The sequence below is a fragment of the Actibacterium pelagium genome (assembly GCF_002285415.1).
GTDB lineage: Bacteria > Pseudomonadota > Alphaproteobacteria > Rhodobacterales > Rhodobacteraceae > Actibacterium_B > Actibacterium_B pelagium.
On sequence record NZ_NSBU01000007.1, the window covers coordinates 373,374 to 386,580 of the forward strand.

The following is a 13,207-nucleotide window of genomic DNA, read 5'->3' on the forward strand; positions in this document are numbered from 1 at the left end:
ATTCTATCCCCATGTTTTTCCGGGGTTTGATAACTGCTCTAATCGCGACCGAGCCCTTCCAGCAAGGGTACAAAACGTACCGCAAGCAACTCGTCATATTCAAATCCGTCGGCAGTCCGCGTCACTTTTATCAAGCTTTGAACGGCATCAGACTGCCCAACCGGTACGACCATAATACCGCCCTCTCGCAGTTGCGCCAAGAGCGGACCTGGTGGATCTTCGGCGGCGGCCGTGACGATGATCCGATCAAAGGGTGCCTGTTCAGGCAATCCGCGGGATCCGTCGCCATGCAAGGTGGTGATATTGTGCAGGTCCAGTCGTTGAAACAGCTCTTTGGCCTCTTGCACCAACCGTTTGTGCCGTTCGATCGTATAAACACGGCGCGCAAGCTGGCTGAGGATCGCAGCCTGATAACCAGAGCCAGTGCCGATCTCCAATACCTTGTCACGTGGGCCGACATTCAGCGCTTGCGTCATCAGCCCCACGACAGAGGGCTGGCTGATGGTCTGCCCGCAGGCAATAGGCAGCGGCATGTCGTCATAGCTGCGATCCGAGAACAGGCCTTCTTTCACGAACTCACCGCGATCGATCTGTTCCATCGCGGTCAAAACACGCGGATCCGTCACCCCGTGAGAGCGGAGCGCAAACATGAAACGCATCTGGTTCTCTGCGGTGGTCATTCGAGGCGCTCTTTCAAACCGGACAGTTGGTCATGGGCCGTGAGGTCGGCGCGCATCGGAGTAACGCTGATATATCCATTCAGGTTCTCGGCCACGTCGCTGCCGGGCAGGGTGGGGCCTTGCTGATTGCCGCCAGTCACCCAAAGGAAGCGGCGGCCTGTGGGGCTGTCTTGTGGCACAACGCGGAAGTAGGTGTCGCGGCGGAACCCCTTGGGGGATACGCGAAGGCCCGAGACTTCATCACCACGGCAGGGTGGGAAATTGACGTTGTAGAACAGCCGGTAATCCCCTTCGTCCCAAGCGCCGTGTTCTAGCAGCTTTCGGACCGTGGCGGCCCCATGCTGCGCGGCGGCTTCGAACTGATACGGTTTGCCATAGGTTTTGGGGCCCAGATATTGCGACAGGGCGATCGCGGGCAGGCCTTGCAACGCGGCCTCCATCGCGGCGCCAAGAGTGCCGGAATACATGGCGTTTTCACCCGAGTTATTGCCGCGGTTCACACCAGACAGAACCAGATCAGGCGGCGTCTCTTGCATGATGTCGTAAAGGGCAGCGATCACGCAATCGGCGGGTGTGCCCTCGGCTGCGAAGCGGCGTTCGGAAAGTTCCGAGACCATGAATGGGCGGGTGTAAGAGATGCAGTGCGCGACGCCGGATTGTTCAAACGCGGGGGCAACGGTCCAGACTTCGCCGTTGGGGCCCGCGATGTCTGCGGCGATGGCCTGCAGAACCTCTAGTCCCGGCGCGTTGATGCCGTCGTCATTGGTAAGAAGAATACGCATGTACCGCCCGCCTTATTGGTCTTGGTTCTGCATAGAACACAAGGTGAATCGCAGCAAGCGGGCAGGCAGTTTTAGCGCAAGAAAGCCTGATTACAGCGCTGACAAAAGACGTGCGGCCTCTGCATGGGCGTCGGCCAGCGGCGTCCGGTCTTCGCCGGGATAGAAGCGCGCGCGGGTCGCGGTCGCCATGGGCGCGGGCTCAAAAGCTTGAACCGTCAGTGCCTCAGCTGTGGCTGTCTCGGCTTCCCACGCGCTAAACAGGGCGCGCTGCGCGGCTTTCGCGGCGGCATAGGCCCCGTGGAATTTGCCCGCGTTGCTGTCATCGACAAACACGGCTTGTCCTGCGCCAGAGGCGTGCAGCAGGGGCGAGATAAACGGGATCAGCATGCCAATCGGCTTGATGTCGATGTTGATCGTCTTGTCCCAGTCCTTTTCCGCGATGTGATCAGCGGGGGAAAGGGGCGGGGTGTGGATGGCGGTATGAACCCAAAGGTCCAGCTTACCCCAACGGTCATGGATCGACCGGCACAGGTGACGCATCGCATCGATGTTCGAGATGTCCATCGGCGCCAGTGTCGCCTGACCGCCCTTCGCCTGAATGCGGTCATCCAGTTCTTCCAGCGCGCCAGTGGTGCGCGCCACGGCAATCACGTGATGGGTCGGGGCGAGGGCCTCGGCAACCGCCGCGCCAAAGCCGCGCGAGGCACCGGTGATAAGGGCAAGTTTGGTCATGGGCGGGGGTGTGGAGCAACTGGCACGCAAGGTCAAGAGAGAGCGTCTAATCCTCTAGCAAATGCGGCCGAATGTCGTGGCCCGCGGCGGCATATAGGTCCAGCACCTGATCAAAATTGACACCGTTGCGCTGCGCCATGCTGATCGGGTGGTGGTGCGGGTGGACATCGATCACCGGGCGGGATGCTTCGGCGATAAAGTTCAAGGTGGCGGGCAGCCAGCTGGTCATATCCCAGCCTTGGAGATAGTTCATCATCCACCCGTTCGCGCTTGAAAATGAGGAAAAATCGCCAGACTGCTTACTGTTCAAGTAGCTTTTGAAATTGTCGAGGGAAACGCTGATCCAAGGTGTGTAGACAAGCGCCTCTTTGGTGCCCAGAAGGGGTAGTCGTACCTCTCCACGAATGAAGAAGGACTGACCGACCTGACATAGGTCCGCAGTCAGCCGGTCGTCACCGAATTCCAAGGTATCTTCGCCTGAGACTTGCAGGCTGACATGACGCCAAGGATGCGGGTGATCAAAGTCGATCGGGAACATCCCGTTGAACTGGCGCCCGCTGTTTGGCGCGATGCGGTCGGGATCGTTGAACCGTTTCCAACGCAGGTCGTTCTGAATGTCGATCATGTCGGGCCTTTGATGCGGTCAGTCTGAGGTCAGATGTGCGCGAATATCGTTGCCCGTCGCAGCGTAGATGTCCAGCAGGTCATCGAAGCTGATCCCGTTCTCTTGCGCTTCTTTCAGCGGACCGCCTTGGGCTTGCAGGGCGGGGCGCTCTCCGGGCTCGCCGATCCACAGATTGCACGCGATGGGCTCTTCGCTTTCGAAGCCGGGAAGATCGTTGGAAAGCCAAGAAAAACAACCCTCGAAACCACTCCAATCGCCGCTGTTCCAGGCTTGAACATAGGCGGCGAAGTGGTCGGGGTGGACACTGCCCCAGGCGCCAAAGGCAAAGGTTTCATCGCTGCCACGGATGGGTAAGGCGACGATGCAGCGAATGAACCGATCATCGCCAACACGGCACAGGTCGGCGCTTAGCTTGTCATCGTCCTTCTCGATCACCTCTTGTCCGCTGTCGGCGCGATTTTCGTGTGGCCACGTCAAAGGGTGATCGAAGCCAATATCGAACACCCCGCCGTAGGTCTGACCACAGCACGGGCATTCGCGGTTCGCGTCGTTGAAGCGCTGCCAGCGTTTGTCGAGGTCAAGAAGGTTCATCAACTGTCTCCTGCGGGGTGGGTTCTGTCTGCGTCCATTCCTTGCTGCATTCAAGGGGGCAAAAGTCAAAGCGGCAGTTGGGCGTCCTGCTTCAGTTGACTCATCACGATCTGGCTTTGGACCCGGGCAACATGCGGATGGGCAAGAAGGACGTTCTGCACAAGGTGATTAAGCTCTTCCAGATCAGCGCAATATACGCGCAGCAGATAGTCAGCCTCGCCGGTCAAGGTCCAGACAGAGGTGATTTCAGGGCGCAGTTCGACCAGCCGGGCAAAGTCCCCTGCGGGTTCTGTGCCATGCTTGGCCATTTGCACCTGCACGAAGGCCTGAATGGCCAGCCCCACTCTCTGGGGGTCCAGCTTTGCGGTGTAGCCTCGGATCAGTCCATCGGCCTCTAGCCGTTGGCGGCGGCGGCTGACTTGGCTTGCGGAAAGGCCGCACAGTTCACCCAATTCCTGCGCGCTAAAACGGGAATCAGCCTGAAGGTTAGAGAGTAGGGTTTTGTCTATCTGGTCGAGCATGATGCGGTATTTGTGCGTATTTAAGCGATATAATGCACCATATCACGCAAAATTTCCGCTAGTAAGGCGCGTTTTGCGCAAAAGGTGCATCTGTCTCGTGTCATTCTGATCTTAGGAAAACAGGAGATGCCAGATGGGACCTTTCCCCCATAACGCAAAGCGCGCGACGATTTCAGGTGAAAACCCCGCAGGCACTGATGGGTTTGAATTCGTTGAATTCGCCCATCCAGACCCTCAGTCCCTGCGTGATGCCTTTACCAAGATGGGTTTCGCCCATGTCGGCAATCACAAGACCAAGAAGGTAGAGCTTTGGCAGCAGGGCGATGTGTCGTACCTGCTGAACGCCGAACCTGACAGTTTCTCGGCGCGGTTCGCGGACCTGCATGGGCCCTGTGCTTCGGCAATGGGCTGGCGCGTGGTTGATGCACAGCACGCCTTTGATCATGCCGTGAAGAATGGTGCGACCCCTTATCAGGGAGCGGACAAGACACTGGATTGGCCTGCGATTGAAGGGATCGGGGGCAGCCTGATTTATTTTACCGATCAGTACTACACCACCTCGCCGTTCAACGAGGAGTTCGATTGGATCGACAAATCCAAGCCCAAGGGCGAGGGGTTCTATTACCTCGATCATCTTACGCACAACGTCTTCAAGGGGAACATGGACGTTTGGTTCAAGTTCTATGGCGATCTGTTCAACTTCAAGGAAATCCGCTTCTTCGACATTCAGGGAAAGTTCACTGGTCTCTACAGCCGGGCGTTGACTTCACCCTGCGGGCGGATCCGCATTCCAATCAACGAAGACCGGGGTGAGAAAGGGCAGATCGTTTCCTATCTCAAGAAGTACAACGGCGAGGGCATCCAGCACATCGCCTTGGGAACCGATGATATCTATGAAAGCGTGAATGCGATTGCCGAAAATGGCGTTGTCTTCATGCCGGGGCCGCCGGAAACCTATTACCGGATGAGCACGGATCGGGTGAAAGGTCATCAAGAGCCGTTGGATCAAATGCAGAAGCACGGGATCCTGATTGATGGCGAGGGTGTCTTGGGAGGTGGCGAAACCAAGATCCTGTTGCAGATCTTTTCCAAAACTTTGGTCGGCCCGATCTTCTTTGAATTCATTCAGCGCAAAGGCGACGATGGCTTTGGCGAAGGGAATTTTCAGGCGCTCTTTGAATCGATCGAACAAGAGCAGATCGAAACAGGAGAGCTTGCCGCCGAATAACGGCTGGGAAGAGTGCTAAGAATAGAAAAAGGGCCGGGCAGGTTTACTGCTCAGCCCTTTGCTTTGGATCAGATCACTCAGCCGCTTTCAGCTCGAAACCCTTTTCGATCATATCGCTTGGGGCGACCGGGTATTCACCCGAGAAACATGCGTCGCAATAGCTGGGCGCTTTTGGATTGCGGCCGTTCTTTTCGCCAACGGCGCGGTACAGTCCGTCAAGCGAGATGAACTTCAGGCTGTTTACGCCCAGATAACCCGCCATCTCTTCCGGGGTCATTTGACTGGCCAGCAGCTTTTCGCGCTCTGGGGTGTCCACCCCGTAGAAGCACGGCCACGCGGTGGGGGGCGATGCGATGCGGAAGTGCACTTCCTTTGCGCCTGCATCAAGGATCATGTCTTTGATCTTGCGGCTGGTGGTGCCGCGCACAACCGAGTCATCGACCAGGATCACGCGCTTGCCTTCGATCAGGGCGCGGTTGACGTTCAGCTTTAGGCGCACGCCCATGTTGCGGATCTGTTCGGTCGGCTCGATGAAGGTCCGGCCCATATACTGGTTGCGGATGATCCCCATCGCGTAGGGAATGCCGCTTTCCTGGCTGAAACCGATCGCCGCAGGTGTGCCGCTGTCAGGGACGGGGCAGACCAGATCCGCTTCGACCGGGGATTCCTTGGCCAGCTCGACACCGATCTGGCGGCGGGTCTCATAGACCGACTGACCGCCCTGAATCGAATCCGGACGCGAGAAATAGACATGTTCAAAAATGCAGAACCGCGAGGGCCGACGCTCGAACGGGTGAAAGCTTTCCAAGCCACCTTCTTCGGTGATTACGACCATCTCGCCGGGTTCGATCTCGCGGATGAATTCCGCGCCGATGATGTCCAGCGCGCAGGTTTCCGAGCTAAGCGCCCAGCCATGGTCGCCCACTTTACCCAGAACCAGCGGGCGCACGCCCATCGGGTCACGCACACCGATCAGCTTGGTACGGGTCATGGCAACGACCGAGAACGCGCCTTCAACACGGCGCAGGGCGTCTTTCATCCGCTCTGGGATGTTCTTCTGCAACGAGCGCGCCATCAGGTGGATGATGCATTCACTGTCAGACGACGATTGGAAGATCGAGCCGCGCTCTATCAACTCGCGCCGCAGGGCGTCGGCATTGGTGATGTTGCCGTTATGGGCGATCGCAGCGCCGCCCATCGAAAACTCGCCAAAGAAGGGCTGTACGTCGCGGATCGCGGTGTTGCCTTTCGACCCGGCGGTGGAATAGCGCACGTGGCCGATGGACAAAGAGCCCGGTAGGGTCTCCATCAGGCTTGCCTTGGTGAAGTTGTCACGGACATAGCCAAAGCGGCGTGCCGAGTTGAAGCCTTCTTCGGCATCGTAAGTCACGATGCCCCCAGCTTCTTGTCCCCGGTGTTGAAGGGCATGAAGCCCCAGAGCTACGAAGTTCGCCGCGTCGGCGATCCCCACGACGCCAAACACGCCGCACTCTTCTTTTAGCTTGTCGTCGTCGAACGGGTGGCTGGGGGGCAAGTCGGCCATTTAGGGCTATGCTCCGAATCCGCTGTGGTCAGGTTGGCCCCTACTTAGGGGGTCGCGGCCCTCATGTCACGAAAGGATCACAATCGCCAGTGCGATTGTGCCATTTCCTTAATTCGCCGACGGGGCTTCACCCTCTGCCGGGGCGGCTTCTTCCACGGCCGGCGGAGGGGTAATGGGGGCGTCGTTGCCAGCATCGGGCGAACAGCCACCGATCAGGTCTTCATACTTGTCGGTCACCCAACCAAGCGCGTCTTCGGGGCGCTGTTCCTGAATACGGTCGGTCATCTGCGCGAAAATCGCAGCAGATTTACTGTCGTCAACAACCAGAACTTCTTCTGTCACGACCATTTCGTAGACAAAGAAGGCCACAGCGATCAGCAACAGGCCACGCGCCACGCCGAACAGGAAGCCAAGGCCCTGGTCAATGCCACCAAGCGCAGAGCCTTGGATAATGGCTGCAAATAGCGGCGCAAAGATCGACACCACAACCAGCGCAGCAGTGGCGACAATGGCGAAGGAGGCAATGATCGAAAGCTCACAGCTTTCGCGCAGGAAATCACCGACAACGGGAATTTGCTGGATCAGCGGTTCCGCCTGTGGGGCGAACATATAGCCCACGATCGCGGCGGCAACCCACCCGGCAATCGCCAGCACTTCACGCACCAGTCCGCGCGAATACGCAAGAATCCCCGAGAGGATAACGATGGCGAATACGCCTGCGTCGACGACGGTGAAACCTTCCATAATCTCTCCTTCCGGGGGTTAGCCCGTACCGAATACTTGTTCAACAAATCCCGGCAAATCTTTCATCTGCCTTAAGTTTAAGCCAGCCTCGGGCCGCCCTGACAAGGGGCTTTCCGGGAATATGGCTTGAGTAAAGCCTAGTTTATGCGCTTCTTTCAATCGGTTCTGGGTCTGGTTTACCGGACGAAGCGCCGCCGAGAGACTAATTTCCCCAAAAATCACGCATTCTGCGGGCAAGGGTGTGTCTTCCCGGGCACTCATCAAAGCGGCAGCGACGGCCAGATCGGCGGCGGGCTCTGTGACTTTCATACCACCGGCGACGTTCAGAAATACGTCCAAACCGGTGAACGGGACGCCACAACGGGCCTCTAGCACGGCCAATGTTGTCGAAAGGCGACCAGCGTCCAGCCCAACAACTGTACGTCTGGGCGTTCCTAGTGGGGATGGCGCAACCAAGGCCTGAATTTCGGTCAGAATCGGGCGCGTGCCTTCGATCCCAGCAAAAACCACCGATCCGGCGGCGGGTTTTTCGCGTTCTGACAGGAACAGGGCAGAGGGGTTGCCGACCTCGGCCAAGCCGGCGCCTGTCATTTCGAATACGCCGATCTCATCGGCTGGGCCAAAGCGGTTCTTGACGGCGCGTAGGATGCGGAAGTGGTGACCACGTTCACCCTCGAAGTACAGGACCGTATCGACCATATGTTCGACCACGCGCGGGCCCGCGATCTGGCCCTCTTTGGTGACATGCCCCACCAAGATCACCGCTGTGCCCGACCTTTTGGCGAAGCTGACCAGCTCATGTGCGGCGGCGCGCACCTGACCTACGGTTCCCGGCGCGCTGTCGACCGTGTCCAGCCACATGGTCTGGATCGAGTCGATGATCGCCAGATCAGGTTTTTCCTTATCCAGCGTCGTAAGGATTTCGCGCAGGTTCGTTTCCGCGGCCAGTTGCACCGGCGCGTTCGACAGACCCAAACGCTGTGCGCGCATTCGGACCTGCGCGCTGGCCTCTTCGCCCGTGACATAGACGCATTTTAACCCAGCCTGCGCGAACTTCGCGGCGGCCTGCAACAGCAGCGTCGACTTCCCGATGCCGGGATCGCCGCCCACCAGCAGGGCCGAGGCGGGAACCAAACCGCCGCCTAGCACCCGGTCCAATTCATCCATGCCCGACAAGTCGCGTTTGGGCGGCTCTTCACGGGTGTCCAGCGAGGTCAGCGCCATGCCTTTGCCGCGGGTAGAGCCCAAGGCCTTTTTGCCGGGTCCTGATGACAGCGGTTTTTCTTCGACGATAGAGTTCCATTCGCCACAGGCGTCACAACGCCCGGACCACTTGGAATGAACGGCACCGCATGCGGTGCAAGAGAAGGTCATGCTTTTGGCCATGGGCAAGCTTTGCCGGATGGGGGCGAGGGGGGCAACCCCAGAACGTCCCAAGGTGCGGGCGTCTAGCCCGGGCCGCGCCCGACCCTCCCCCCGGGAGGGCGCATTTGCGACGTTTCAAGGGGGACGTAACGTTGGATGTGAGCGGTGAGATAAACTGCACAAGCCCTAGGCCCCAAAGCGCCCACCCAAGGCTCGGGCGCGTCCCTTATCGCCCCGTTTTCGGCGTTAGCATCGAAATCGCCAGAGAGGCCAAAATGCAGAAGGTAAACAGGTACAGCCCCCAAGCCGTTTCCAGGCGTCCGACGCCCACGCCCTTGGCTATCACGATATAGAGGGCAATCAGGAAGATATCCGCCATTGCGAGCTTTCCCATCACCGTCAGTACCGGCAGCAAGCGGGGTGAGGCCATCCGAAACTGCACCAGTGCCAAGCCGACAGTTTTTACCATAGGCGCGACGAGGGCGAAGAAGGTCACCAGAAGGGCGAGGAAAATATCACTTTTCCATAGCGCCTGAAGTCCCGAGATGACCGAAATCTCATCCAGTTTGAACAACGGCAACAGCCCCGCCCGCATCAAAGGTGCGAACCACGAGATAGGGAATAGGATGAGAAGGGCGAGGTTGGCGTATTTCAAATAGGCCAAGGGCATTAGCGAACCGCTTCAATCGGCCCCTCGGCCCGTCCATGGATGAATTGATCGACATAGGGATCGCCAGAGGCGTCCATCTCGGCCACGGGGCCGGTCCATTTGATCACCCCGTCATGCAACATCGCGACCTTGTCGGCGATGGCGCGGACGGACGACATGTCGTGGGTGATGGTCATCGCCGTGGCGCCCATCTCTACCACGATCTCGCGGATCAGATCGTTGATGACGCCGGCCATGATTGGGTCCAGGCCCGTGGTGGGCTCGTCGAAAAAGATGATCTGCGGGTCGGCGGCGATGGCGCGGGCAAGGCCCACGCGTTTCTGCATGCCGCCAGACAGTTCAGCCGGAAACAGGTCGGCGACGTCGGCGGTCAGGCCGACGCGTTTCAGCTTGGCCACGGCGACCTCTTTGGCGTCGGTCTTGGACATCTTGTGTTCGCCCCGCAGCAGGCGGAAGGCGACATTCTGCCAGACGGTCAGGCTGTCAAACAGCGCGCCGCCCTGAAACAGCATCCCGAAGTGGGCAAGGAACTCTTCCCGCTCGGCGGTGGCCACGTTCTGCCCGCCAACAGTGATCGTCCCCTGATCCGGTTTGATCAGGCCCAGAACACATTTCAGCGACACGGATTTCCCGGTGCCGGACCCGCCGATGATCACCATCGACTCGCCCTTGGGAATGGTCAGGTTCATCCCGCGCAGCACCTTCTTGGGGCCAAAAGCCTTATGGACGTTATCGAAGATAATCATGCGGAAAAGAACAGCTCTGTCAGCAAGTAGTTGGAAGCGAGGATCATGACCGAGGCGGTCACAACGGCGGATTTAGTGGCTTTGCCGACGCCCTGTGCGCCGCGGCCAGAGTTCATGCCGAAGTAGCAGCCGATCAGGGCGATCAGGAAACCAAACACCGCGCCTTTGATCAGGCCCGAGGTGACGTCCCAAAGCTCTAGGAAATCCGCGGTGTTCTTGAGGTAGGCTGCCTCGTTGAAGCCAAGGCGGCCTGTGCCCACCAGATAGCCGCCGAAGATACCGATGCTATCGCCTACAGCGACAAGGATCGGAACCGACAGGGTCGCGGCGATCACGCGTGGAACGGTCAGGTATTTCATCGGGTCGGTGGACAGGGTGACAAGCGCGTCGATCTGCTCTGTCACTTTCATGGTGCCGATTTCCGCCGCGATCGAAGACGCGACCCGGGCGGCAACCATCAAGCCACCCAGCACAGGGCCCAGCTCTCGTGCCATGCCGATGGCGACGATGGAGGGGACAACTTGTTCGGCGTTGAACCGGGCACCGCCTGCGTAGATCTGCAGGGCAAGGGCGCCCCCGGTGAACAGCGCTGTCAGCCCGACAACCGGCAGGCTGTTATAGCCGATGGTCCAGAACGCATGCAGCGTCTCTTTGATATAGAAGGGTGGGCGCAGCATCGCTGCCAAGGTTTGCAGGAAATAAAGCGTCATGCGCCCAATTCCTGCCAGCAAAGCCAGCGTTGAACGCCCAATCCCTGCAACTGGTGCCAGAAGGATCATGCTTTGCCTCCGACGTAGGTTCGGTCATAGCGCGCACCCAGAGAGGTCAGGATTTCATAGCCGATGGTCCCGGCATGGCCTGCCACGTCATCCACGCCTTGCGCGGGGCAGACGATATCCAGATAGTCCGGCACCTCGTTTAGATGGGTCACATCGACCGAGATCAGGTCCATCGACACGCGTCCGGCGATGGGGCAGGCAATGTCGCCCGCAAACAACTGTCCTTTGCCCGACTGGCTGCGCAGCAACCCGTCAGCATAGCCGCCCGAAACGGTGGCGATGCGGGTTGGCTTGTCAGCTACGAAGGTGGCGGAATAGCCTACGGTCTCTCCCGGTTCCAGATCGCGGGTCTGCACGACAGGCAGCGACAGGCGAATGACCGGGGTGGCGTTCACAAACGGCTCGCCCCCATATAGGCCGACACCGGGTCGTGTCAGGTCAAAGTGATAGTCTTTGCCCAGAAGGATCCCGCCGGTGGCCGACAGCGAACGTCGTACGTTCAAACCGTCCGTCATCCTGCGGAAAGCCGCCAGTTGTTCGGCGTTCTGCGGGTGATCGGGCTCGTCCGCGCAGGCAAGGTGCGACATGATCAGGTCAGGATTGGCCTGCAGTACCAGATCAGAGACTGCGGCCCATTCGGCAGGTTCCATACCTAGACGGTTCATGCCGGTGTCCAGCTGAACGCCGAAACGGTGGCCGGGCAGGGCTTCCAGATGGCGGGTCAGCTGCTCGATCGAGTTCAGCATGGGCGTCATTGCTAGCTGGTCCAGCAATTCCGTGTCGCCGTCCATATGGCCTGAAAAGACGCAGATCGCGGGGCCGGGGCCAAGGGCTTCGCGCACGGCGATGCCTTCCTCGGCGACGGCTACAAAGAAGCGGCGCACGCCGTTTTCGGCCAGACGACGCGCCACGCGACCCGCCCCAAGGCCATAGCCATCGGCTTTAATCACGGCTGCGGTTTGCGTGTTCGGGCCCGAAAGCTGATCCAGCGCGGCCCAGTTGGCAGCGACGGCGTCCAGATCGATATGCAATTTTCCTGTCGACATGGGAACGGTTTCCGCCGCAGGGCGAGCAAGGTCAAGGAAAAACAGCCCAGCTTGCCGAAGCGGTCAGAATTCCTCCCACTCTTGCTGACGTTGAAGGCGGATCTTTTCTCCGATCAGGCAGTCATACCCGCTGACAGGTCGGATCTGTTCCGGGGCAAAGGGCGCCGGGGCCGCCGCGATTTCAAGGACAAGCTTGCGCTTGATTGCATCCGCAAATTGCCCCCAGCTGAAAACCGGGATCAGGAAAGAGCCCGGACCGCCAATCACGCATTCGCGGTAGTAGGTATCAAGATCATCCAGATGCCAGCGACTATAGGTCCCGTCATTCGTCATAAGCGGTAGACCATTAATAATGGCACCTTCGGCCAGTAACGCCGCCCGAGAGTCCAGTACGGGACGTCCCCCGTTGTTAGGGCCATCTCCGGATACATCAACAACGCGTCGTAGCCCTATGAATTCGTTAGATTCTAGGCTAATTCTAGCATGATCTAGCGCACCAGAAATCGAGGTGCGGCGCATATTGGTGCGGGGCTGTACCAACAGTTCTTCGACCAGCTCTATCGCTTGGTCTCGACTTTCGATCAGGGTCCAAGGGACGACGACGTTGTGGCTGCGCTGACCGGCCCATTCGACATAGGTGATCGCGATGCGCCCGATCAAACCGCCTTCAATGGCGGCAAAAACCTCGGGGCTGGCCAGTGCATCGGCATAACCGCGGCGCTGGATTTCAAGTTCCTCAAGGTTCATGGAGCGTGAAACATCCACGGCCAAGAACAGCTCTACATCCACCTCGGTCAGGTCAGAGGCAGTCGCAGGGCTAAGGCCGATGCCAAGACAAAGGGCAAGAATGCGAAGCATGGACCTATTGAGGCCCGAAAGCGCCGCCATGTCCAATCAAATATGGCTGACTGTTCGTCCTGCGCGGCCGCGATCAGAGCGCGATACCGATGGCAAACACGATGAAGAACACGATGTTAAACAGCGCGTAAATCGGGTGACGCTTCCAAATTTGTGACCCGAGCGGGTCCTCGAATGACCACCATTTCCTGTGGGCGTCGCGAAAGCTTTGCTTGGTGAACATCGAAACGTAGACGGCGAGATAGACCGCCACGAACCATCCGTGCCAAGGCACCCGCGCGATTGCTTCAATCACCG

The 13,207-nt window shown here is 58.9% G+C and carries 16 protein-coding genes; 1 reads left to right on the plus strand and 15 read right to left on the minus strand.

What is annotated here, in order from left to right; translation table 11 throughout:
- Nucleotides 1-38 precede the first annotated feature (38 nt).
- The 6 genes from CLM58_RS10755 to CLM58_RS10780 all read right to left on the minus strand — a co-directional run bounded on the left by CLM58_RS10755 (nucleotide 39) and on the right by CLM58_RS10780 (nucleotide 3,931).
- Nucleotides 39-680: a protein-L-isoaspartate(D-aspartate) O-methyltransferase gene (locus tag CLM58_RS10755; RefSeq protein WP_095595933.1), complete on the minus strand. Its 642-nt coding sequence runs from the start codon at nucleotides 678-680 to the stop codon at nucleotides 39-41.
- On the minus strand, nucleotides 677-1,462 hold the full coding sequence (gene surE / locus CLM58_RS10760) for a 5'/3'-nucleotidase SurE (protein ID WP_095595934.1): 786 nt from the start codon (nucleotides 1,460-1,462) through the stop codon (nucleotides 677-679). Before surE ends, CLM58_RS10755 begins: the two co-directional genes overlap by 4 nt.
- 90 nt (nucleotides 1,463-1,552) lie before the next feature.
- Nucleotides 1,553-2,194 carry an SDR family oxidoreductase gene (locus tag CLM58_RS10765; protein WP_095595935.1) on the minus strand — a complete coding sequence of 214 codons (642 nt, stop codon included), beginning with the start codon at nucleotides 2,192-2,194 and terminating at the stop codon, nucleotides 1,553-1,555.
- A gap of 46 nt (nucleotides 2,195-2,240) precedes the next feature.
- Nucleotides 2,241-2,819, minus strand: coding sequence for a DUF2199 domain-containing protein (locus CLM58_RS10770; protein ID WP_095595936.1), 579 nt, complete (start codon nucleotides 2,817-2,819; stop codon nucleotides 2,241-2,243).
- Between the two features lie 18 nt (nucleotides 2,820-2,837).
- Complete coding sequence (locus tag CLM58_RS10775; RefSeq protein WP_095595937.1) at nucleotides 2,838-3,410, minus strand: DUF2199 domain-containing protein; 573 nt, start codon at nucleotides 3,408-3,410, stop codon at nucleotides 2,838-2,840.
- Between the two features lie 65 nt (nucleotides 3,411-3,475).
- Entirely contained in the window at nucleotides 3,476-3,931 is a 456-nt protein-coding gene (locus tag CLM58_RS10780; protein ID WP_095595938.1) for an Lrp/AsnC family transcriptional regulator, read from the minus strand.
- A 133-nt stretch (nucleotides 3,932-4,064) separates the two neighbouring features.
- Here CLM58_RS10780 and hppD point away from each other — a divergent pair, with 133 nt between their 5' ends.
- Nucleotides 4,065-5,159, plus strand: a complete 1,095-nt coding sequence (gene hppD / locus CLM58_RS10785; RefSeq protein ID WP_095595939.1) for a 4-hydroxyphenylpyruvate dioxygenase — start codon at nucleotides 4,065-4,067, stop codon at nucleotides 5,157-5,159.
- A 73-nt stretch (nucleotides 5,160-5,232) separates the two neighbouring features.
- Here hppD and purF read toward each other — a convergent pair whose 3' ends face one another.
- From purF to CLM58_RS10830, 9 genes are all read right to left on the minus strand, one after another.
- Nucleotides 5,233-6,702, minus strand: a complete 1,470-nt coding sequence (gene purF, locus CLM58_RS10790) for an amidophosphoribosyltransferase (protein WP_095595940.1) — start codon at nucleotides 6,700-6,702, stop codon at nucleotides 5,233-5,235.
- Nucleotides 6,703-6,810: 108 nt separating this feature from the next.
- Nucleotides 6,811-7,446, minus strand: a complete 636-nt coding sequence (locus CLM58_RS10795; RefSeq protein WP_095595941.1) for a CvpA family protein — start codon at nucleotides 7,444-7,446, stop codon at nucleotides 6,811-6,813.
- Between the two features lie 18 nt (nucleotides 7,447-7,464).
- The gene (gene radA / locus CLM58_RS10800) at nucleotides 7,465-8,832 is read right to left on the minus strand and encodes a DNA repair protein RadA (protein ID WP_095595942.1); all 1,368 of its coding nucleotides are present in this window, start codon (nucleotides 8,830-8,832) and stop codon (nucleotides 7,465-7,467) included.
- Between the two features lie 205 nt (nucleotides 8,833-9,037).
- The gene (locus CLM58_RS10805) at nucleotides 9,038-9,475 is read right to left on the minus strand and encodes a paraquat-inducible protein A (protein WP_229666119.1); all 438 of its coding nucleotides are present in this window, start codon (nucleotides 9,473-9,475) and stop codon (nucleotides 9,038-9,040) included.
- A gap of 5 nt (nucleotides 9,476-9,480) precedes the next feature.
- Nucleotides 9,481-10,227: an ABC transporter ATP-binding protein gene (locus tag CLM58_RS10810; protein WP_095595944.1), complete on the minus strand. Its 747-nt coding sequence runs from the start codon at nucleotides 10,225-10,227 to the stop codon at nucleotides 9,481-9,483.
- On the minus strand, nucleotides 10,224-11,006 hold the full coding sequence (locus CLM58_RS10815) for an MlaE family ABC transporter permease (RefSeq protein WP_095595945.1): 783 nt from the start codon (nucleotides 11,004-11,006) through the stop codon (nucleotides 10,224-10,226). The genes CLM58_RS10810 and CLM58_RS10815 overlap by 4 nt, the downstream gene beginning before the upstream one ends.
- Nucleotides 11,003-12,052, minus strand: a complete 1,050-nt coding sequence (alr, locus tag CLM58_RS10820; RefSeq protein WP_095595946.1) for an alanine racemase — start codon at nucleotides 12,050-12,052, stop codon at nucleotides 11,003-11,005. The genes CLM58_RS10815 and alr overlap by 4 nt, the downstream gene beginning before the upstream one ends.
- Before the next feature lie 63 nt (nucleotides 12,053-12,115).
- A complete protein-coding gene (locus tag CLM58_RS10825; RefSeq protein WP_198950965.1) occupies nucleotides 12,116-12,910 on the minus strand; it encodes a DUF1194 domain-containing protein in 795 nt (264 codons plus the stop codon).
- 73 nt (nucleotides 12,911-12,983) lie between these two features.
- On the minus strand, nucleotides 12,984-13,205 hold the full coding sequence (locus CLM58_RS10830; RefSeq protein ID WP_095595948.1) for a hypothetical protein: 222 nt from the start codon (nucleotides 13,203-13,205) through the stop codon (nucleotides 12,984-12,986).
- Nucleotides 13,206-13,207: the final 2 nt, after the last annotated feature.

What these genes read in the sequence shown, in the direction of transcription:
- CLM58_RS10755 (WP_095595933.1), bottom strand. Translation starts at nt 680, where the DNA reads ATGACCACCGCAGAGAACCAGATGCGTTTCATGTTTGCGCTCCGCTCT.
- surE (WP_095595934.1), bottom strand. Translation starts at nt 1,462, where the DNA reads ATGCGTATTCTTCTTACCAATGACGACGGCATCAACGCGCCGGGACTA.
- CLM58_RS10765 (WP_095595935.1), bottom strand. Translation starts at nt 2,194, where the DNA reads ATGACCAAACTTGCCCTTATCACCGGTGCCTCGCGCGGCTTTGGCGCG.
- CLM58_RS10770 (WP_095595936.1), bottom strand. Translation starts at nt 2,819, where the DNA reads ATGATCGACATTCAGAACGACCTGCGTTGGAAACGGTTCAACGATCCC.
- CLM58_RS10775 (WP_095595937.1), bottom strand. Translation starts at nt 3,410, where the DNA reads ATGAACCTTCTTGACCTCGACAAACGCTGGCAGCGCTTCAACGACGCG.
- CLM58_RS10780 (WP_095595938.1), bottom strand. Translation starts at nt 3,931, where the DNA reads ATGCTCGACCAGATAGACAAAACCCTACTCTCTAACCTTCAGGCTGAT.
- hppD (WP_095595939.1), top strand. Translation starts at nt 4,065, where the DNA reads ATGGGACCTTTCCCCCATAACGCAAAGCGCGCGACGATTTCAGGTGAA.
- purF (WP_095595940.1), bottom strand. Translation starts at nt 6,702, where the DNA reads ATGGCCGACTTGCCCCCCAGCCACCCGTTCGACGACGACAAGCTAAAA.
- CLM58_RS10795 (WP_095595941.1), bottom strand. Translation starts at nt 7,446, where the DNA reads ATGGAAGGTTTCACCGTCGTCGACGCAGGCGTATTCGCCATCGTTATC.
- radA (WP_095595942.1), bottom strand. Translation starts at nt 8,832, where the DNA reads ATGGCCAAAAGCATGACCTTCTCTTGCACCGCATGCGGTGCCGTTCAT.
- CLM58_RS10810 (WP_095595944.1), bottom strand. Translation starts at nt 10,227, where the DNA reads ATGATTATCTTCGATAACGTCCATAAGGCTTTTGGCCCCAAGAAGGTG.
- CLM58_RS10815 (WP_095595945.1), bottom strand. Translation starts at nt 11,006, where the DNA reads ATGATCCTTCTGGCACCAGTTGCAGGGATTGGGCGTTCAACGCTGGCT.
- alr (WP_095595946.1), bottom strand. Translation starts at nt 12,052, where the DNA reads ATGTCGACAGGAAAATTGCATATCGATCTGGACGCCGTCGCTGCCAAC.
- CLM58_RS10825 (WP_198950965.1), bottom strand. Translation starts at nt 12,910, where the DNA reads ATGCTTCGCATTCTTGCCCTTTGTCTTGGCATCGGCCTTAGCCCTGCG.